Annotated in this window: 14 protein-coding genes; 7 read left to right on the top strand and 7 right to left on the bottom strand. The window is 61.7% G+C overall.

Annotation, left to right across the window (positions count from 1 at the left end):
- Positions 1-132 precede the first annotated feature (132 nt).
- A complete protein-coding gene (locus EKN07_RS04305) occupies positions 133-1,548 on the top strand; it encodes an amino acid permease (RefSeq protein ID WP_108714654.1) in 1,416 nt (471 codons plus the stop codon).
- 161 nt (positions 1,549-1,709) lie between these two features.
- Here EKN07_RS04305 and EKN07_RS04300 read toward each other — a convergent pair whose 3' ends face one another.
- Entirely contained in the window at positions 1,710-2,555 is an 846-nt protein-coding gene (locus EKN07_RS04300) for a MerR family transcriptional regulator (protein ID WP_240611292.1), read from the bottom strand.
- 594 nt (positions 2,556-3,149) lie between these two features.
- On the opposite strand from EKN07_RS04300, the gene EKN07_RS04295 reads away from it, so the two are divergent.
- The gene (locus tag EKN07_RS04295) at positions 3,150-4,847 is read left to right on the top strand and encodes a dihydroxyacetone kinase family protein (RefSeq protein ID WP_108714656.1); all 1,698 of its coding nucleotides are present in this window, start codon (positions 3,150-3,152) and stop codon (positions 4,845-4,847) included.
- Between the two features lie 322 nt (positions 4,848-5,169).
- Here the strand turns inward: EKN07_RS04295 and EKN07_RS04290 are convergent, their stop codons facing one another.
- Positions 5,170-6,210, bottom strand: coding sequence for a zinc-dependent dehydrogenase (locus EKN07_RS04290; RefSeq protein WP_126145725.1), 1,041 nt, complete (start codon positions 6,208-6,210; stop codon positions 5,170-5,172).
- Between the two features lie 235 nt (positions 6,211-6,445).
- Between EKN07_RS04290 and EKN07_RS12495 the strand changes: the two genes are divergently transcribed.
- Positions 6,446-9,574 (top strand): hypothetical protein, encoded by a 3,129-nt coding sequence (locus tag EKN07_RS12495; protein WP_164546596.1) that lies wholly within the window; start codon positions 6,446-6,448, stop codon positions 9,572-9,574.
- 178 nt (positions 9,575-9,752) lie between these two features.
- Here the strand turns inward: EKN07_RS12495 and EKN07_RS04280 are convergent, their stop codons facing one another.
- Positions 9,753-10,307, bottom strand: coding sequence for an NAD(P)H-dependent oxidoreductase (locus EKN07_RS04280; protein ID WP_108714660.1), 555 nt, complete (start codon positions 10,305-10,307; stop codon positions 9,753-9,755).
- A 317-nt stretch (positions 10,308-10,624) separates the two neighbouring features.
- Positions 10,625-11,035 (bottom strand): DUF6508 domain-containing protein, encoded by a 411-nt coding sequence (locus EKN07_RS04275; RefSeq protein WP_126145724.1) that lies wholly within the window; start codon positions 11,033-11,035, stop codon positions 10,625-10,627.
- Between the two features lie 545 nt (positions 11,036-11,580).
- On the opposite strand from EKN07_RS04275, the gene thrC reads away from it, so the two are divergent.
- The gene (thrC, locus tag EKN07_RS04270) at positions 11,581-13,008 is read left to right on the top strand and encodes a threonine synthase (protein ID WP_126145723.1); all 1,428 of its coding nucleotides are present in this window, start codon (positions 11,581-11,583) and stop codon (positions 13,006-13,008) included.
- A gap of 848 nt (positions 13,009-13,856) precedes the next feature.
- On the opposite strand, the gene EKN07_RS04265 is transcribed toward thrC, so the two are convergent.
- Positions 13,857-14,879, bottom strand: coding sequence for an acryloyl-CoA reductase (locus tag EKN07_RS04265; protein WP_240611293.1), 1,023 nt, complete (start codon positions 14,877-14,879; stop codon positions 13,857-13,859).
- 142 nt (positions 14,880-15,021) lie between these two features.
- Positions 15,022-15,735 carry a hypothetical protein gene (locus EKN07_RS04260; protein WP_206435673.1) on the bottom strand — a complete coding sequence of 238 codons (714 nt, stop codon included), beginning with the start codon at positions 15,733-15,735 and terminating at the stop codon, positions 15,022-15,024.
- A gap of 322 nt (positions 15,736-16,057) precedes the next feature.
- On the opposite strand from EKN07_RS04260, the gene EKN07_RS04255 reads away from it, so the two are divergent.
- Both EKN07_RS04255 and EKN07_RS04250 read left to right on the top strand, forming a co-directional pair.
- A complete protein-coding gene (locus EKN07_RS04255) occupies positions 16,058-16,579 on the top strand; it encodes a peptidylprolyl isomerase (RefSeq protein ID WP_108714664.1) in 522 nt (173 codons plus the stop codon).
- A 121-nt stretch (positions 16,580-16,700) separates the two neighbouring features.
- Positions 16,701-17,393, top strand: coding sequence for a rhomboid family intramembrane serine protease (locus tag EKN07_RS04250; RefSeq protein WP_241228134.1), 693 nt, complete (start codon positions 16,701-16,703; stop codon positions 17,391-17,393).
- Positions 17,394-18,217: 824 nt separating this feature from the next.
- Here EKN07_RS04250 and EKN07_RS04245 read toward each other — a convergent pair.
- Positions 18,218-18,607, bottom strand: a complete 390-nt coding sequence (locus EKN07_RS04245; protein WP_126145721.1) for a cell division protein CrgA — start codon at positions 18,605-18,607, stop codon at positions 18,218-18,220.
- A 414-nt stretch (positions 18,608-19,021) separates the two neighbouring features.
- Here EKN07_RS04245 and EKN07_RS04240 point away from each other — a divergent pair, with 414 nt between their 5' ends.
- On the top strand, positions 19,022-20,098 hold the full coding sequence (locus tag EKN07_RS04240) for a class E sortase (RefSeq protein WP_241228133.1): 1,077 nt from the start codon (positions 19,022-19,024) through the stop codon (positions 20,096-20,098).
- The last annotated feature ends 96 nt before the right edge of the window (positions 20,099-20,194 follow it).

Here is a 20,194-nt window from a genome sequence, read left to right as displayed (position 1 = left end):
ATCGCAGGTCGATGTAACGCTCGTGTCACAACGCAAGTTGCACCGGGGTCCGACTACCGTTGACCGGGCGTTGACCGGGGTCCGACTACGGTTGATACCTAGCGCAGCTCATAACAAAACTGGAAGGTGCATATGACGAACAGGGCGGAAGCGGAATCGTCGCCAAAGAGCGCGGTGGTGAAGAGCCACGGCTTACGGGTGCGGCATATCCACTTCATTGCTCTCGGCTCGGCCATTGGCACCGGCCTGTTCTACGGTTCGGCGGAGGCCATTCAGGCAGCCGGACCATCCGTTCTGCTCGTATACCTGCTGGGCGGCGCCGTCGTGTACTTCATGCTGCGCGGGCTGGGTGAAATGGCGGTGCGGATGCCCATCTCCGGCTCCTTCGCCGAATACGCTCGCCGCTTCCTCGGCGGCTGGGCCGGGTATATCACCGGTTGGGCCTATGCCTTCGAAATGGTGATTGTCTGCCTGGCCGATCTCACGGCAATCGGCATCTACATGCAGTTCTGGTTTCCGCACTCTCCGCAGTGGCTGTGGGTCGGCGTCACGCTGCTGATTGTGGGTGCCGCAAATCTGGCCAGCGTGCGCTGGTTCGGTGAGCTGGAGTTCGTCTTCACGCTGATCAAGGTGACCGCCGTCGTCGCCATGATCGCTGGTGGCGCCGCGATCCTCATCCTCGGACTCGGCTCCGACCCGGGCCAGTTGGGGCCCGCCAACTTGTGGAACGACGGCGGCTTCTTCCCCCACGGACCAGGCGGCATGATCTCTGCGTTCATCCTCGTACTCTTCGCCTTCGGCGGCACCGAGATCATCGGCGTTGCCGGAACGGAAGCGGACGAACCGGAGAAGGCCATCCCGAAAGCCGTCAATACCGTTCCGGTGCGCATCCTCCTGTTCTACGTGCTGGCGATTCTGGTGATCCTCATGATCAATCCGTGGCGGTCGATCGATGGCGAACAGTCACCCTTCGTGCAGATCTTCGACACGCTCGGCGTGAACTGGGCGGCGGCTCTGCTGAACATCGTCGTCGTAACTGCGGCCCTCTCCGCCATTAACGCTGACCTTTTTGGTGCGGGGCGGGTGATCGCCAGCATGGCGCGGCAAGGCGCTGCACCACGGGCGATGGCGCGAACAGTCAAGAACATTCCGGTGATCACCACGATCTCCTTGATCGCGGTGATGGTGATCGGCGTGGCACTGAACTATGTGCTGCCGGACAGAGTGTTCACCATCGTTGCCTCTCTGGCGACCTTTGCCACGGTGTTTGTATGGTTGATGATCTTGCTGGCGCATCTGGCCTCACGGCATGGAATGACGCGCGATGAAGCCGCGCGCTTGCGTTTCCCCGTGCCGCTGTGGCCCTACGGCCAATACTTCTCCATCGCCTTCATCCTCTTCACCTTCGGCATTATGGTGTGGCAGCCGGAGTATCACACCGCCCTGTATGTTGGTGTTGGCTTTATCGCCGTGATGTCGGCGATATACGCAGCCGTCGGGAGGAGGCGGGTGTGCGACGGCGCCACCGTACCGAACGACGACGCGTGACGATCTGGCAGTGCCGCTTCGGGTCACTAGGCGGTCCGACTTTCTTCGGCTGGATCCTCAACCTCGGGTCACGAGACGGTCCAATTTCCTTCGGCTGGATCCTCAACCTCGGGTCACGAGACGGTCCGACTTCCTCCGGCTGAACCCTCCAACCTCCGGGGCTAGAGGCTCCACCCCTCTCCCGCGGAGCGCCGCAGGATGGGGCCAATCTCTTCGTCGGCAAACATCGCCTTCATATACTCCTGCAAATACGCCTGCTGGGACGGATGGGAGAACTGCAGCTCGTAGAGTCGCTGCATGATCGACCACGCGGCGCGGCCGGTACGCCCGGTCGGGAGCTGTGCCAGCACATCGGCCACATACTTCTTGTAGCGATCAATCATCCGGAGGGATTCCTGCAGCAGATGGTCAATGCCCTCCTTCTGCTCCTGCGGAGTGCGCTGCGGCAACGTGGCGAACTCGACGACGAGCTGCGCGAACAGCACCCGATCCTCCTGCGAGACGGCGTCGAGGAAATCGGCGGTGTTCCTCGGCGTGAAGCCCTGCGTGGCGAGGAATGTCATGATGCGCCGCTCGCCGCGGATGACTTTTGATCCCTCCATGCTTTCCGTTGCAGACTCAACATCGTCGTAAAACTGCTCAATAACTGTGGGCACGGGCGAGAGCCTTTCGCCGCGTTCGACCGTTTCAATCAACACATCAATGCGCTTCTGCTGCGCGTGTAGTTGGGCCACCTGTGCATCAATGGTGGCGCGCGTGGCCCGCAGAGATTCAAGGACGGCGTCACGGTCGCTGGGCTGCTGCTCAGGCAGGATTTCTGCGATTTGCGAGAGCCGCAGCCCGCTCTCGGCCAGCCAGCGAATACGTAGCAGGCGGGCTAGGTGCTCTAGGCCGTAGTCGCGCCGGCCACCGACGACCGGCGGCACTGGCAGGAGGCCGAGGCGGTGGTAGTGGCGCACGGCCCGCGTCGTCGTACCGGCCATATCGGCTATCTCTTTTACCCGCACGTCACTATCGCATCATGTGACCCAGGGTCACAGTCAAGGCGAAACGACGTATGGGTGTGTACTAGTGTGCATGTGGGCAGCGGGCATAATCGCTGTTTCCGTGTAGGGTCCGAGCAGCCGCACGGCACAGCTTTCGGCCGATTGACTGTGACCGCGTGTTGCAAGGGTGGGATCCGAGTATCCGCACGGTACGGCCTCCGGCCGATTGACTGTGACCGCGTGTTGCAAGGGTGGGATCCGAGTATCCGCACGGTACGGCCTCCGGCCGATTGACTGTGACCGCGTGTTGCAAGGGTGGGATCCGAGTATCCGCACGCTATGGCGTCTGGTGCGCCGGACTGCCTGACTGCTGTGGCTGATCGGTTTTGTGACTCTGCGCGGTCAGGACTCCTGGTGCTGGTCGAGCCGCTGCTCACCGGGCGATTGGCTGTGTGAGCCCGTACTGTCAAAGCTCTTGCCCTGCACATCGTCCCGGATTCTCCCTCCACCCCGAGCACTGTGTGCATCTACCGTAAAGTGATTGCCGCCGCCACTACTACGCCTCTAGACTTTTGGTAATTGTCCGGCTTTCGAGCCCCAAACGAAAGGTACGCAATGACGCGACTTGTTAATATTCCAGAAGATTTCCCGGCTGAGGCGCTACGCGGGTTTGTGCTCGCCAACAAGCGTTACGTGAAGCCTGTCTACGGCGGCGTGGTCCGCTCTACCGCCACCCCCGAAGGGAAAGTCGCCGTGATCTACGGCGGCGGGTCCGGCCACTACCCGGCGTTTGCCGGATGGGTCGGCCCCGGTATTGCCGACGGCGCAGTGTGTGGCAATATTTTCTCCTCGCCCTCCGGCTCGCAGGCATACTCGGTGCTCAAGGCCGCCCATCGTGGTGCAGGGGTGCTGATGGGATTCGGCAACTATGCCGGTGACGTACTGCATTTCGGGCAGGCCATAGAACGCCTGCGTTCCGAAGGCATCCAGGCGGATACTTTGGTTGTCACCGACGACATCGCCTCCGGATCCCAAGACGAAATCGAGAAACGCCGCGGTATCGCCGGTGACTTCCCAATCTTCAAAATCGCAGGAGCCGCTGCCGAGGCGGGTAAGGACTTCGATGAGGTCAAGAGAGTCTTCGCCAAGGCGAATGCCGCCACCCGTTCCTTCGGCGTGGCCTTCTCCGGCTGCACTCTCCCCGGCGCGGATGGCCCTCTATTCACCGTTCCGGAAGGAAAGATGGGTATCGGACTCGGCATCCACGGTGAACCCGGAGTGGCTGAGGCAGATCTAGGCACGGCCAAGGATGTTGCCAAAACACTAGTCGATGGGCTTCTTCCCGAAGCGCCCGAGGACGCCGGCAAGCGCGTCGTCGCCGTCGTCAACGGACTGGGTGATACCAAGTACGAGGAACTCTTTGTCGTCGCCGGAGCCGTGTACGACCTGCTGACCGAAGCGGGCCTGGAGGTGGCAGACCTTGAGTCCGGTGAGTTCGTGACTTCGCTGGACATGGCCGGCATCTCGCTGACCTTGACCTGGGTCGACGACGAGCTGCTGGAGTACTGGGACGCTCCCTGCGATACACCCGCCTACCGCAAAGGCTCGGTGGGCGATGTGGCGCGCGACGACGCGGTTCTTTCCAGCGAGGCCACCAAGGTAGCCGTTACGGAAGAAGGATCGGCCGCCTCGAAGGCCGCCGCAGCCAAAGCGGTAGACATCCTCGGACTGGTGGCCGCCATGCTCGACGGCGCGAAGGACGAACTCGGGCGACTTGATTCCATTGCAGGCGACGGCGATCACGGCATTGGCATGGCCAATGGCTCTCATGGGGCCGCGCAGGCCGCTGCGGCCATCGCCGCCGAGGGAGCCGGGCTGAGCACCACCCTGGCGGCTGCGGGCGACGCGTGGTCGGATCGTGCCGGTGGTACGTCCGGTGCGTTGTGGGGCTCGCTGCTGACGGCGATCGGAGCCGTTTTTGGTAACGACGACGCCCCCGACCTGGCAAAGGCCGTTGCCGCCCTTGAGGCGGGCCGTGATGCGGTGCAGCGCCTCGGCGGTGCACAGGTGGGCGACAAGACGCTGGTTGACGCACTGGTGCCACTGGTCGAAGCGTTCAGTGCGACTGCGGGCGACTTCCAGGAGAAGGCGGCAGCGGCACTACGAGCCGGTGAGCAGGGCGCCGAGAGCACCGCTGACATGGTTGCGAAGCTCGGACGCGCGCGGCCGCTGGGTGAGAAGTCGCTCGGCACTCCCGATCCGGGTGCGGTGTCACTGGTTCGCGTGGCGCGGGTTGTTGCCGAGAACATCTGAGAAGGCTTCGGTGCTCCCCGGCGCGGCGTGTATCGGGGTGCCCCGGTAGGGGCAGGTGCCGCAGCGGGGAGCATCTGAAGGGAGGGGCCAACGGTTATTCCGCTGGCCCCTCTTGGCTCCCGCCTGCCTTTTGGCTCCTGCCTGCCTTTTGGCTCCCGCCTGCTTTGCGACCTGCTTCGTGCCCATTGTGCTGTTACGCGCAGCCGCATGCCCAACACGGCAACCTTCAAAGGACGTGCGTCGTGAATGTGTTGTCGCGCGGGCGGGCTACTCTGGCACCTGCAATCGGCACGGCCATCAGGCCGGCTGTCGCGCGGGCGGGCTACTCCGGCACCACCGCCACCTTAATTCCCTTGCCGGACGCCGCATACTCGATGGCGGCGACGACGTCGTCGAGCACGTACGTATCCGTATGCAGCGACTTCACATCGATCTTTCCCTCCGCGATGAGGCGTAGCGCGAGTTCCTGTGTTTCGCGCCGATTATTCGAGCCGCCGGTGACCGTGAGTTCGCGGTAGTGGATGAGGTTCGGGTCGATGGTGGATGTGCCCGTCTTGGGGAATCCGGCGAAGGCGTTGACCCGCCCGCGTTTGCGTACCAGTTCCAGGCCCTGCTGGAACAGCGCATTCGCGCCGATACACAGCACGGCAACATCCGCTCCGCGGCCGCCGGTGTGGTCGCGGACGAACTCCACCACGTCCACTTCGGTGGGGTTGATCGTCTGTGTTGCTCCGAGCTTCTTCGCGATGGCGAGGCGCTCCTCCGACAAGTCGGAGACAATCACCTGCGAGGCGCCGTAGAGCCGGTTGACCTGTGTGTGGAGCATGCCGATGGGCCCAGCACCGACGATGACGACGGTGTCGCCGGGTGTGGGCTTGTAATTGCCTGCGCCATTGAGCACGCAGCCAAGCGGTTCGGAGAGCGCAGCCTCCACTGGGCTGACTCCGGGAAGCGCCTTGTACACGCCACCGCGGGTCATGGCCTCGGCTGGGATGCGCACATAGTCTGCCAAGCCGCCGTTGATGGCGTAGCCGAACAGCCGCGCGTGATCGCACAGATGCTCGACGCCCGCCTTGCAGTAGTAGCACTGTAGGCAGGGAACGGTGGGATTGACGGCGACGAGGTCGCCCTCGGCAAAACCGCTCACTCCCTCACCCACTTCGGTGACATATCCGGATAATTCATGGCCGAGGATCACGCCAGGATCGATGCCGGCGGTTTTCTCGCCCCGTAAGATGCGACCATCCGTACCGCAGAGCGTGTTTGCGCCGGTTTTCAGAATGAGCTCACCTGGCCCGGCGTGCGGATCTTCGACCTCCTGCAGTTCGAGTTGCCCCGGCCCGAGCATCACCGCTGCCTTCATATTTCCTCCGATCAGTAGTGTTTCGACGTCACTGTCGTTCGGTACCTAGCCTAGCTGGCGAAGCGCATTCCGAACACCGGAGCAACAATGTGTAGGCGCGCTCCCGGCGACGTGACCACTATCCCAGCGGTACGGCTGGTACTTCAGCAGCGCGACCACTATCGCAGCGGTACGACCACTGTCTCAGGTGAGTAGCGCGGCCAGTTGTGTCGGTGCCGTCAATTACGATTGCTTTGTGAAGATGGACGACAGCTATCGGCGACTCCGTAGGCGCATAAGCGGCAGACGCGGGCTACGCGCTTGGCTCGGGTTCCTTGCCGCGTGCCCCGGCCTCGCCGCTACAGTGGCAGTCGCCGGTCTTTTCGCCACAGCCGCCATCGGAGCCGTTCCGTACTTGTTTGAACGATTCCGCCACGCGCTTGACTCACAACGAGCAGACGACGCATGGTTGTGGGCGGGGATCCTGATCGGCGCGTACCTACTAGCCGTGGTCATCGGCTGGATAAAGGAGCGCGCCGAGCTCAAACTCGTTATCAGCGTGCGTTTCCTCGCCTTTCGTATCTTCTTTGATGAGGCAATCTCCGACGGCGCAAGAGACGGTCACAGCACGGGGCGTTTCACTACGCATCCCCTGCAAATCAGCCAGTTTTCCTATGTCATCGACCTTGTCATCTCGCTGCTGCGTGCACTTGTGGTTGGCACCTTTGCGATCGTGACATACGGAGCGACGGGGTGGGTCGCCTTAGGCGGGATCCTGATATTCGTCGGCGCGACTTTCTGGCTTGTCCACCCTATTGGCCGTGTCTACAAGGAGTACATCGCGAGCGAAGCCTCCCGTGTGGATCGGATTCGTGACATGAGCGATGCGGCGTGGCGGCTACGCCTAGCCCGGTTGCATGGGCACGTTGCTGACTGGCTGCAGGAACGGCGCAGCGCGCAGATTCCTGTTCTGCATAAGCGAGCTCGTCTGCAGGTAATCAATGGCTCATTGGGATCTGCGGCAGTACCTGTTGTCATTGGTATCGCCGCATTGGTATTCGTTGCCCGTCCCGGTCGTCAGGCGTTGAGCCTGGTTGCTCTTCTAGTCGCCGCCAACTTGCTATTCGATGCGCTCAACGAGGTTGTTGTGAATTATCGTGTAGTGCGCCTGACAATCCCAATGCTCAAGGAGTGGGATAAGCGGCGTGATGCTCAGGGCACTACCACGGACACCTCTGTATTCAACACTGTGGATGGGAAGCCGGGCATCACATGGCTTGAGCCGGTCGACGACGATACTGCAGCAGAGTTACGGTCTGCTGCGCGGGTGATCGGCGTAACCGGAGCGTGGGGAAGGATCTCAGCGGACCCCAGAATGTCCGCTGCTGTATTGACCGCGTGGTACGAATCCTTGAGCGAAGAAGAACGCGATGAAATCCAGCGCTGGATGAGCGTGCTTGAACTTCCTGCAGACCTGAACATGGCGGACAGTGTGAGCCGACTACCTTCGTTATCACGCGGTGAACGTCATCGTTTGGCACTAGCGGTGGCGCTCACGGTTACTGGCGGACCGTGCATTATCGAGACGACGACTCTGGGTGCTATCGATCCCGCCAGTAGACGGCGCTTACTGGAGCGGGTGGTGATGGCGAAGCGGCGGATAGTCGTCGTCGGGCAGGCGATATATGGCATCCGCGTGGATCAGCACCTTGTGGTGACGCGGAACGACCGCATATTGGTGCCCACCGACAGCACAATGACAACAGGTGGCAGCGCTGAGGCGGCTGGCGTTCTCGCTGCGGCGCCGGGGCAAGATAATTCCCCACACGCTAAGGCGCGGCAGGAACCGAAGGGCGTGCCTGTTCCCGGTGAGGAGCCGGAGCACTCTATCCCGGAGAATAAAGAGCCTGCTGCAGTATCGGAACGTCATGGTGCCGAGGACGTTCAGGACGTTGTATTTGATACGCCACGGCCTTCCTTTTCACGCTTTGTGGAAGCATTGCGGTTGATCTTGGGTAGGCCGGGCGTTGCTGCATTATGTGTCACGGTCCTCGCACAGTCGCTTCTGCACGCGTTCCTTCCGATGATCTTGGACGCGGTAGCCCCTGCTGATGACGTCGCCGTGGCTCGTGCTCTTGGCCTTTTCCTCGTCGCGCTAACCGCGGTGGTACTGGCGGTCAATTGGTTGCAATTCCATTTGCCCGTGCGTCGGTTGACCTCATTGCATGCTCGGGTGGCGGAACGCTTCGCACTGGTGGCGAGTCCACGACGCACCGGCGAAATCGTCGGGCGATTCGGCGAAGACTTCTCGACCATGCAAATGGATATTCCGGGTCAACTGGTTCGTGTGGTCGCCATGGTGACGCAGGTCGTCGTCGTAATCGGAGCCTTGGCGGTTGGGTATCCGCCGGTTGCGGTGGTCGTTGTGGTGCTCGTGCCTGGTGCCTTCATGCTGTATCGGCTCGGGGAACGCCGTATGATCGCCGCAGTCTCACAGCAGGCGGAGGCACGTGGGACGTTTATGGCGCTTGCAACTGCGGTGCTCGACGACGACCCGGGCGCGATTCACCCGCGGCTACGTGCGGCAGCATGGACGGCCTACCGGCGTGAAGAAGCCGTTTTCTTCAATGCCGCGAATGCCCTGGTGCAAGCGATGATGCGGCGGCGCACCGAACTTCAGGCCGCCGGTGTCGCGGTATTCGCTTTGGGTACCGGCATCGCGTTGCAGATGGATCCGGAGGGGATCATTGCGCCGACTGTTGTCGCTTACTTCGTCTTCACGATTGCGGGGCAGCTGCCGGACATCATTGAAGCGTTGCAATCGATTAGCGTGTCTGTCGCAACAGCCTCGCGGGTATTGGCACTCACGACCGCACAAGAGGCAAGTATCCCTCCGGTTCCACTGGCAATGGAGATCCAATCGCGGCTCGAGCGTGCTGTACTCGGGCAGAAGAGTCGTCTTGTTCTGGTTATGGGTAGAACCGGTGTGGGCAAGAGCATTGCGTTGCGCGGCCTACTTGAAGAAACTGGCGGTGTCCTGCTCGATGACGACTTCCCGGTAAAGACGATCTCCGTCGCCGACGCGAAGCTGGTGGTGGGAACGAGTATGTCGCTCGACGGACGCATGGAGAGGTGCGAGGCTGAGCATCGCGAAGTTGGAGAGCTGACACGGTCCGAGCGGCAACGGCTTCTTGCAAGTTATGCGCTAACAGTGTCGTGCCCGCTGGTGGTGTTGGACGAGTCGCTCAGTGCATTGCCGATGGAAGAGCAGCGAACTCTCATAGGCGCGCTGCGCGATGCGGCACAAGCGAAAGAGCGTAGTTTCATTGTCGTCTCACACACCAACACAGAGAGCGAGCTGTTCGACGACATCGTCAGGGTGTGAGACTGGGCGCCATCATCGGCCTCCGATGCGTGCGGCGTTGCTCTCCGGGCTGCATGCGGTTGTCGTGCAGCGGTGGACGCATGAAGCGCTTCGTATTCCTCCGTTAGCTGCGTCATGGCACATGACGAGCGGGTCCGCCATATGGCGGACCCGCCCCCTGCTTCATGCTTGAGCGTCCTCAACCGCGCAGCTTCGTCGTCGTCGCGACGAGCTCGTCAACGAGGTTGACAAGCTCTCGGGAGCGAAGTTCAGCGGGAGTGAACTCGCGCCAATCCTTGGCATCGGAGAAGAGCGAGAGCGTCAGCTGCGGACGAATGTCGTACATAGACAGCCCGCCGGCAACGGTCCGCCACTGCTCGACGGCGCGGATGGCACCATCGCTGGCATAGCCGATGAAGGCAACGGCTTTACCTGCGAATTCGGAGGACAGGTGATCGACGGCGTTCTTGAAGGCACCGGGGACGCCATGATTGTACTCGGAGGTGATGAAGATAAAACCGTCGAGTTCATCGATGGTGTTCGACCAGCGCTGTACGCGCTCATCTTCGTACTGCTTGTTCTTCTGCATCGGGGGTACGGCGTCGGTGACGAAGGGAAGATCGAAGTCCTTCACATCGATAAGCGTGAATTCGGCGTCTCCGCGCGTCTGCGCGTAATCCATGACCCACTGCGCGATCTGCTCGCCGAAGCGGAAGTCGCGAACCGATCCGAGAACGATACCAATCTTGACCATGCTGGTTTCCTTACTATCTGGCAGTCGTGCACGAGATGCGGTTGCACCACGTATGCACGATGAGCACCTCTGTCCGCACATCCGCATGCCTCTGTCTACACCGGATGCATAACCACTTCGCACGTGTCCACGAAAGGGTGAGCAAATCTGGAAGCGCTCAAAACTACTTTCGAGAGAAGCTAACCCGATGAGGGTTGCTGGTGTCAATGGACAGACGGCGTGGCGCTCAACCTACCCAGGGTTTTCACAGGATTTCAGGAATGCAGGGTAAATGCCGGCAGACAAGATGACGCGGCGCTTATTGGCCGGCCGTCACCTCACGCCTGCTGGTCGGCGGTTTCGCCGTCAAGCGCTTTGAGCCGGCGTAGGCAGCGTAGAGCAAATCCGCTGTCGATAAAGCTCCAGATCGAGCCTTCCGAGAAGCGTTCTGCGCGCCGAACCCGGAAAAAGAGGCCGCAGATGATTTCGCCGGGTGTTTCCTCTACCCGCAGGGAGTAGATTCCCTCTTTCCTGTGCCACAGGCCGAGTTCGTCAAGTGTGTCCTCGTAATCGGTGACGGCAGGGATTCCGTAGAAGCTGTCCAGAAACTCGTACACCTCAGGGCCGTAACGCACATAGGGGAAATGGCGCGGTTCTCCGGGCGCGAGCTCCCGCCGATCTTCGATCCATTCCATGTCGAGCCCTGCCTCAAGGGCGGGGATGTAAGCGGTTACCTTCTCGTATGTCATCGAATCCTCGGTTCCTCGCGCTCTGTGTGCCGTGGTAGGCGGGTGGGGCGTGGTAGGCGGGTGCGTGCCAGCGTGCTTGTGCGTAAAGGCTGCCGTGTAGTAGGCACGCGCGGCCACACTTGTGCGTCAAGCCTGCCCTGTAGTTTTAGGAGCCCGCCGCCGCACCCGTACATATGACGCCTGCCGGCACACCCGCGCCCGGCGGGTGCGGTCGCGCTTATACATAGAGTACAAGCACCAGCCCGTTTTACCGCTGCCGCGAAACTAGGACGATATGACAAGTGGACGCGGGTCTCCGTGACTCAGCCCCACCGGGGCTGAGGTGAGTTGGGGCTGCGAGCTGAGGAAACAGAGCGGAACGCGCAGTTCTGTTGCGGTTGAGGAGAGGGCGGGGCCCGCGACACCGGATCTTCACCCACGGATGGACCGGGATGGCTCCCGTCGTCGCCGCCAGGTAACCTCGTACGTGTAATCCGCAGGTAACCTTGCACGTGCAATCCCCCAGGTGACCTCGTACATGTCATCCGATAGTGAAGGAGACGCAGATGCAGTACATTTCGACGCGCGGGCAGATGGCCCCGGCCGGTTTCTGCCAGATCCTTCTTGACGGATTGGCGCCCGACGGCGGACTGGTGGTCCCGGAGGTGATCCCGTCCGTATCGGCAGCCCAGCGCGAGCGCTGGCGTGAACTCACCTATCCCGAGCTGGCTGCCGCCGTCATCGGCCTGTATGCAACGGATATTCCTGAAGCCGACCTCGCTGCGCTGACCGCAGCCGCCTACTCGGAGAAGAACTTCCCCACTGCCGGAACCGTGCCACTGACCCGGCTGAACCCATCGCTTTACCTCGTCGGCCTGTCAGAGGGCCCGACCATGGCCTTCAAGGACCTTGCCATGCAGTTCCTTGGCCAGGCCGTGCCATACGTGTTGGCTCGTGAGGGGCGGGTGCTGAATATCCTCGGCGCCACCTCGGGCGATACTGGTTCGGCGGCGGAGTACGCCTTCCGCGGGCGCAGCAACGTCTCTGTCTTCATGCTTTCTCCCGCCGGACGGATGAGTGCGGTACAACGTGCACAGATGTACTCTCTCACTGATCCCAATATTCACAATATCGCCGTCGACGGCGTCTTCGACGACTGCCAGAACATCGTCAAGGCGATCAATGGCAACGCCGCCTTCAAGCAGGCGAATTCCATCGGTGCCGTCAACTCCATCAACTTCGGGCGCATTGCCGCTCAGATTGTCTACTACTTCTGGGCGTGGCTGCGCATAACTGACGGCGTCGCCCCTGCTGAGCGTGATGACGTCCGTGTCAACTTCACGGTACCCTCCGGGAACTTCGGCAATATCTACGCGGGGCACCTGGCCCGGCGCATGGGGCTACCGATCGGTCGGCTGATCCTGGCCACCAATGAGAACAATGTGCTCGACGAGTTCTTCCGCACCGGTGTGTACGTGCCGCGCTCGCGGGAGAACACGCTTGCCACTTCCAGCCCCTCGATGGACATTTCGAAGGCCTCAAACCTGGAGCGGTTCATTTGGGAACTGCTCGGTCCGGAAGAGTTCCAGGTCAGGTGGCCCGAGCTGGAGCGAAGCGGGCGCCTCGATCTTTCTTCGTGGCAGAGCCGCCTCACAGATGAGTACGGCTTTGTTTCCGGTGCCAGCAGCCATGCGGATCGTCTCGCTGCAATCCGTAGCGTTTTTGATGAGTGCGGCGTGCTCATCGATCCGCATACCGCCGACGGCATCACGGTGGCGCGTCGGCATGTGAACGACGGCGGCTCCGTCACGCTCGTTTTGGAGACGGCCAAAGCCGCGAAATTCGGCGATACCGTGGCGGAGGCGCTAGGAGATCGTGCTCCGGCACAGTCGCCGGTGATCGCCGAACTGCTCGCCCGGCCTCAACACCTGGTGGAGGCGCCGAATAGTGCGCAGGCGGTGAGCGACTATTTGGCCGACCACGCGCTGCGATAGCAGTGACTCGAACGGCGATAACAGTGACTCGAACGGCGGCAGGTGCCGAGGAAGAGACCTGCGCGCGCAGGGTTCATTCCGGTTTGGCGCCTATCTTCCACCTGGATAAAGCAAGGGGCCCGCGCGCATAGGGTTAGTCGTGCTGCCGGCACCGTTCGTCCGACACTCGAAAGGAACCCACGCGCATAGGGTTCATTCCAGTTAGGCATACGCTCCGCATTAGGCCGCAAAAAAGGGGTCCCCGCCCGCGCATAGGGTTCATCTGATCGCAGGCTGGCGGATCGAACCGTACGACTGGGGCCCGCGCTCGTGCATAGGATTCATTCGCACCGCAGGATGGTGCGAGTTCGTCAGGGTGTGCCGGGAAGTGACGGTGATCCGCCCCGGAACCGGTACAACTGCGAAGGTCATCAGGCGTACACGGCGGAGACGTCAGGTCCGGTTTCGTCGCGTTGACTTGATATACGCAGGCGCGGCTACTCCTACGGTCCGGTAGCCGGGGTGTCGGGGTGCTGTGTGTCCAAATCCCGTCCAAACAAGCGTTTTTTGAAGGGTTCCAGTTTAGTGCGGCGCTGTGACCTGCGGTTTTGTCGCGGTCGCCGGAAAGGCGCAGGTGTTTGGACGGGATTTTGACACGAGCGCATGAGTTCGGGCAGTACTGGAGCCGCCGAGCCAGAGTATGCGGCAACCCGGCAGCCACCCCGCCGAGCCGGGGTATGCAGCTCGGGTCTCATCGCAGCGGCCGAATGCGCGAAGGACCCCCGCTGAGCTAAGGGTCTGCAGCTCGGGCGGCCACCGCTGGGTCACCGCCCAGCCGGGACCGCGCCATTCGCAGCTCGATCGTACAGCTACCTATCGCGCGGGGCGCCATCGGCGTCGGAGATATGCACGACGGTACGTCCGATCACTCCTTCGGTGACAATGCGCTCGTGTGCCGCAGGCAGATCGTCGAAGTCAACGGTGTGCCCGATTTTGCGGAAGGTTTCAAGAGGAAGTTTGCCCGCCAACTCTGCCCAAATACGGTGACGCAGATCGAAGGGCAAGGCCGTCACATTGACGCCGAGTAGGCTGATTCCACGCAGAATGAACGGCAGCACGGTGGTGTGCAGGGCGTTCCCTCCCGCGTTTCCGTAGGAGGCAATGGCCCCGCCGGGCTGCATCGTGCGTATCAGCCAGGCGAGTGTGTCACCGCCGACGTTATCAACAGCCGCGGCCCAGTGGCCGTGCTCCAGCGCACGGGGTTTCCCGCTCAGATCTGGGCGCGGCTGAATCTCGGCCGCACCAAGCTCGGTAAGTAACTGCGCCGCCTCCGGCTTCCCGGTCACCGCGGTAACCTCATAGCCGCGCTGCGCAAGCATGGCCACTCCGAGAGTGCCGGCACCGCCGCTAGCACCGGTGACGACCACGGGGCCGGAGGACGGTGTGATGCCGACAGCCTCCAGGCGCAAAATGGCGGCGGCGGCCGTGACCCCGGCCGTGGCGAAAACGGCGGCCTCCCAGGTGCCCAGGTGATCAGGAAGAGGATCAACCCAACTGTTGGGCACCCGCATGTATTCGCAATACCCGCCCGCATGCCGCTCGGATAGCGAGGCGCCGATCATGGCGACCCGTTGCCCCGCAGCCATTCCCGATTCACCGGCGTGGACAACGACGCCGGTGCCGTCGCACCCTCCGATTAACGGCAGAGTTCGGGCAATAGTTGCTTTGCCTGTCCCCGCCAGACCGTCCTTGTAGTTCACGGAGGAATAGGTGGTTCGGACGAGGACGTCGCCCTCCCCAAGATCTTCAGGAGTGGCGTTGATGAAATGACCGCGGACGCCGTCGTCCGTCTCGTGCAATTGGTAGGCACGCATGCTCTGTGGAATATCCATGCATCAATAGTCGCATGTAAAGGCCCGGTGCAACAGTGTCGTGATCTTTTGGCGTAAGAGCACTCGCAGCGCGCAGTGTGGCCCCAGGCCGACGCGCGGGGCCACACTGGATCAGGACTCTATTTCTATTCGCCTGCCGACTCTATTCGCCTGCCGAATCGGCACTATGCTTGGGGCCCTTGCTTGCCTTTTCTGGGGCATCCGCGGCCGCTTCCTCCGCCTGCGCAGCGGCCTCTTCCACGGCTTCTGCCAGGGTCTCGGCGGCATCCGCTGGTGATGGAGCAGTGGCGGGTGTTTCCGACGCCGCCGCTGCTTCCTGCGTTCCGGCCGACGTATCCTCCGGATCCTGCCAATACGCCTCTGCCCATGGGTCCTCTACCGGCTGCGACCGCTTCCACAGCAGGTACGCGGCACCAGCCGCTCCGGTGAGAATTGCGCAGGTACACAACAGCTTGCTGCCCCGCCGCTTCTTCTTGGGTGCTGGTTCGGCCAGGGCCTTAGTGGCTGAGGTCTGGACGGCGAGGGCGCGTGTGCGGAAATCACCTTCCGACTCCCGTGCTGCGGCGGCGGCAGCCTTCGCTACGCGTTTTGCTTTCGGGATGTACTCGGTCACAACCTTCTCTTTGGCGATAGCGGCGCGGTCACGTGCATCCTCGACGACGGGCCGTAACCGGGTGGCGGCGTCTTCGACGCGGGGAGCCGCCCACTCCTTTCCTTGGACGGCTAGGTCCTGTGCCTGGCTTGCCATCTGGGCGGCAAAAGCCGATGCCTGCTTACCAGCCACAATGGCTTGCTCGGCCAAGTCCTCGGCCAGCTTTCGGGTGTACTCGGCGGTTTCTTTTCGTTGGATGGACATGACAATCTCCTTGGACCTCGGTATGCCTCCTCGGTCGGCCATCGCTATACCGCCATGGCCCGACGGAGCCACTGTGTTCTATTCTTCCCCCTATTCTCGCCCAGTGCACGACTAATGTCAGCCTTCTGCGGGGCTTCGCTTCGCTGACAGCTGTACCCGTCCATTGCTAACCGAGTGATATCTGCATGTGTGGCGCTTCGTTCAGGCTCCACATTTTGCGGAGTTGCTCGTCCGGCCGAACGCCCGTGCCCGGCGCCTTTCTTAACATTCGCTGACAGCGGTACCCGCGCGCCATCGCCTCCACTGTGGGAAAATGTATCTCATGGAAGCAACTCTGCATACGAACTACGGCGACATCGTCGTCGAACTATATCCGAATCATGCGCCGAAGACGGTGGCCAATTTTACCGAGCTCGCCACCGGCAAGCGGGAGTGGACACATCCCGCCACCGGCGAGAAGACTACCGATCCGCTGTACGACGGGGTTATTTTCCACCGCGTGATTGCCGGGTTCATGATTCAGGGTGGCGATCCGCTGGGCGTGGGGACGGGAGGCCCCGGCTATACCTTCGATGACGAAATCCACCCGGAGCTCAATTTCAACGAGCCCTACATTCTTGCGATGGCCAATGCTGGTACTCGGATGGGAAAAGGAACCAACGGGTCGCAGTTCTTCATCACGGTTGCACCAACTCCCTGGCTGCAGGGCAAGCACACGATTTTCGGCAAGGTCAATGACGAGCAGTCGCAGGGAGTTGTCGATCAGATCGCGCAGGTCGCTACCGGCGCGGCGGATCGTCCACTGGATGCCGTTGTGATCGAATCCGTGACGGTTACGGAGTAGACTCAAGCTCATGAGTCAGGACGGCGGCAGATTCGCGGAGGAATCTGGAGATCTCAGGCATAGCGATGCTGGCGGGTACAGCTCGTACTCCTCTGGTGTCCCGCGCCAAAGGAGCGCGAGCGTGCCCCCTCAGCAGCCGTCCTGGCTATCACGCTTTTTCGGCCTGGGTCCGCATAAGCCGTGGGTTACGATCACCCTTGTAATTGCGTGTGTATTGGTTGCCCTGGTGGAACGAGTTCATTCGCAGATCGGCGGGTGGATGGTTTTCGCTCCGCTTGTCGGCGACGCCGAGCCGTGGCGTTTCCTGACCTCCGCATTTCTGCATGCCGGCCCTTGGCACCTTCTTCTCAATATGTACGCGCTGTGGCTCATCGGGTCAGCGCTGGAACCGGCTATTGGGCGGCTCCGTTTTCTGGCGATTTATCTTCTGTCTGCGGTGGCGGGTAATGTGACCGTTTTGTTGGCAGCCGATCCGCTTGGGCAGACTTGGATAACCGCAACGGTTGGCGCCTCGGGAGCGGTGTTCGGTGTGTTCGGCGCTCTGTTCGTGCTGTACCGCCATTTCGGCGTGGACACCACGATGATCTTGGTGACCATTGGTCTGAATCTGGTCCTTACCTTCATGCCTGGTATGAACATTTCGTGGCAGTCGCATCTCGGAGGAATCATTACCGGTGCCGCAATGATGGCGCTAATGCTGCCGCATCGACGGGATTGGACACGCCGGAAGCGCAGCGTGCGTGACGTGGCGGTTATTGTGGGTACAGCGCTGGTATTACTGGTTCTCGTGGTGTGGAAGTACCACGGCTTGTGAAGTGTTTCCACTTGAGGCGAATCGGCGGTGAAAAAGCAGGTGTGGAAGTACCACGGCTACCCGGTCTGTGAAGTGTTTCGACGCCGCAAGAGCTGAGCACGGGCATGTTCGGGCCGTGCTCATAATCGCTTATGGACCCCGTCTTGCGCAGATCCCGGCGCGCGGCACTCCCGTCCTGCCAGATCCCGGCGCGCGTGGATCCTGGCCCCCGGCAGTGGCAACCGACCCCCGCACCGCTGCCAGACCCCGATGCGCGTAGATCCTGGCCTTTACGTGCCATTTGCCGCGCCACTCACCGACGTCGATCCCAACCTGCGGAACTCCCAACCCGTATGGAGCCGGACTTGCATCGACCCCAACCTGCATAGTCCCGGCACGCGTTGCACAGATGAAATGGCTCGGCAGATGCCGAGCCATGTGGAGTGACGCCGCCGTACACGGCGAATAACACCCATGTAATTTTCCACAGTTGTGTGCACAGCTGTGGATCGTGCGCAGCGCACTGCCCGGGGTATTAGAGCGGTAATGTGGTCTCATTGTGCGGCTATCCGAAGCCATTGGGCAGGCCAGCTGATTAATTTCACAGGCCACCCGCGGCTATTGCACGGGCCACCCGATGCCATCGCGCAGGCCACTTGATCTACCATCTACCGCCCGGCCCACCCGAAGTCATGGCACCGACCGCTCGAGCAGGTTCGTGAGCCGCTCCGATGTCCACGTGTTTCCGCCTACCTCTCGGCTACCGGGAACCTCCATCGCAGAGCATCGTGTGAAGCGCTTCCCGCGAGCCTCGTCGGGAGGTTGCGCCGTCGACCAGGTGAAAGCTACCGCCAGCCCATTGTCATAAGGAAGCCGACAAGCATGACGCCAAAGCCGAGGAAGAGGTTATTGTTCGATCCTGACCAGGCAGAAACGGGCAGGCCACCACCAGAAACGTAGGCGACCACGACAACCAGCAGGCCGAGAACCATCAACGTCACCATCAGCGGAGCCCACCAACGTGGCGAATGCCTTTCGGTCGGCTTCACCTTTTTGCGGGAAGACGCGCGGCGCCGCCGCTCTTCTTGCTGCTCGATTCCCCTCTTGGTTCCCTTGGGAGCTGGTTTCTTCGAGCTTGAAGCGCTGGACGTGCCCTTCTTCTCGCGGGTCTCCTTGGCTTTACGCGTAGACTTCTCGCGCTCAGTCGACTTTTCGCGCTCTGCAGACTCGGGCATCCTCATCCTCTTGTTTCGGTAAATGTTGCCAGCACTAGAGTAGCGACTTTCTCGGGCGTGCGGGTCCACAACATCGCCTGTTCAGGCGTCTGCGCTGCTCCCGGGGACTATCCGGGAGGCTCTCCGGCCGAGGCGGATACGCCAGGAAGGCGACTCGACCTCCTTTCGGCTCGCTCTGGTGCAGCAAGCGGGACCGGCCAGATTACTCTGGACCGTAGCGAGCTGCTGCCTGGCCCGTCGGCAGACCTGCCGCAAGCGGGGGCGCCGGGGCGATAACCGCCGCGCGTGGTAGCAATTCCATGTGAGAGTGATTCGGCGGCGTGGTAGTGGTTCGGCGGTGTGGTACCGATTCCGCGTCTACCCCCAGCCAAGCCATGCCTGGGCCCCGGATAGATGGGACGACATGCTGGCGGGATGCCGCCTATCAAGGAAGACGTTAGTCTAGTAGCTATCGTCGAAAGGGGTGCATTCATGGGACGCCACAGTCAGAAGTCCGACCGGGGAGGCGCGTTGTCGTCTGACTCGACCGGCTCGCCCGCAGTTGACGAGAGCTGGTCGCGGGCGACGGAGAGCGAACCCGCAAGCCTCCAACCCGCAAGCGCCGCGGCCACGGGCGTTGAACCCGCGGGCGTTGAACCCGCGGACGTTGAACCCGCGAGCGGCGAATCCACAGGCGGTCTGGCTGCCTTTTTCGGCGACGACGAGACGCTGTATTCCGAAGACGTCGCATCTGCTGATTTCCCGGAGACCGTAGCTATGCACGCTCCAACGCGGCAGCGTTCGACCAGGAAGAAGCGCTCCCTATTCTGGCGCGCGCTGGGCGTTCTTGGTGAACTGCTGATCACCGTCGGCATCGTCGTCGGACTATTTGTCGTGTGGCAGTTGTGGTGGACAGACGTGGTTGCCAAGCAGGAGCAGGCCGCCGCCATCGAGAAGATCCAGGACGACTGGGGAGAAGCGCCGGTCAAAATTGGTACCCCGCGCTATGACGATCCACCCGCAGTTCCACATCCAACCGATGAGGGCGCGCTGATCGGACTAATGCGCATTCCGCGTTTTGGAGTGGATAACGTCGACACGATCCGAGAGGGAGTCGGCCTGAAAACCGTGTTGGATACGGGAGCATTCGGGCACTACCCCGACACCGCCTACCCGGGGGAGATCGGTAACTTCGCCACTGCCGCTCACCGCCAGACGTACGGCGCACCCATGCGCGACGTGGATCAGCTCCAGGTTGACGACGCGATCATCGTCGAAACGGAGGACGCATACCTCATCTACAAGGTCACCGACTCGTATATCGTTGAGCCCTCGCAAGGTGAGGTAGTCGCACCGGTTCCCGGCGATCTGGAGGCGGAGGCAACCGAGCGCCACCTGACAATCACCACCTGCCATCCACCCTTTGTGTCGGACAAGCGGTGGGTCATCCACGCGAAATATGATCATTGGGTGGCACGCGATGACGGCATTCCCGAGGAGCTAGCGAAGTAGATATCTGGCCCGGTGGATGTTAACGGCTTGGGCAGGATGCGAAGTACCAAGTGCCAGGCCGAACAACAACACTCGCGGCACGGAGAAAGGATCACA

It is taken from the genome of Actinobaculum sp. 352, assembly GCF_003957265.1.
Classification (GTDB): domain Bacteria; phylum Actinomycetota; class Actinomycetes; order Actinomycetales; family Actinomycetaceae; genus Asp313.
This window is presented reverse-complemented; position numbering and strand designations above follow the sequence as displayed.

Coding starts and splice junctions, on each gene's coding strand:
- EKN07_RS04305 (WP_108714654.1), top strand. CDS start 133: ATGACGAACAGGGCGGAAGCGGAATCGTCGCCAAAGAGCGCGGTGGTG.
- EKN07_RS04295 (WP_108714656.1), top strand. CDS start 3,150: ATGACGCGACTTGTTAATATTCCAGAAGATTTCCCGGCTGAGGCGCTA.
- EKN07_RS04290 (WP_126145725.1), bottom strand. CDS start 6,210: ATGAAGGCAGCGGTGATGCTCGGGCCGGGGCAACTCGAACTGCAGGAG.
- EKN07_RS04280 (WP_108714660.1), bottom strand. CDS start 10,307: ATGGTCAAGATTGGTATCGTTCTCGGATCGGTTCGCGACTTCCGCTTC.
- EKN07_RS04275 (WP_126145724.1), bottom strand. CDS start 11,035: ATGACATACGAGAAGGTAACCGCTTACATCCCCGCCCTTGAGGCAGGG.
- thrC (WP_126145723.1), top strand. CDS start 11,581: ATGCAGTACATTTCGACGCGCGGGCAGATGGCCCCGGCCGGTTTCTGC.
- EKN07_RS04265 (WP_240611293.1), bottom strand. CDS start 14,879: ATGGATATTCCACAGAGCATGCGTGCCTACCAATTGCACGAGACGGAC.
- EKN07_RS04260 (WP_206435673.1), bottom strand. CDS start 15,735: ATGTCCATCCAACGAAAAGAAACCGCCGAGTACACCCGAAAGCTGGCC.
- EKN07_RS04255 (WP_108714664.1), top strand. CDS start 16,058: ATGGAAGCAACTCTGCATACGAACTACGGCGACATCGTCGTCGAACTA.
- EKN07_RS04245 (WP_126145721.1), bottom strand. CDS start 18,607: ATGCCCGAGTCTGCAGAGCGCGAAAAGTCGACTGAGCGCGAGAAGTCT.
- EKN07_RS04240 (WP_241228133.1), top strand. CDS start 19,022: ATGCCGCCTATCAAGGAAGACGTTAGTCTAGTAGCTATCGTCGAAAGG.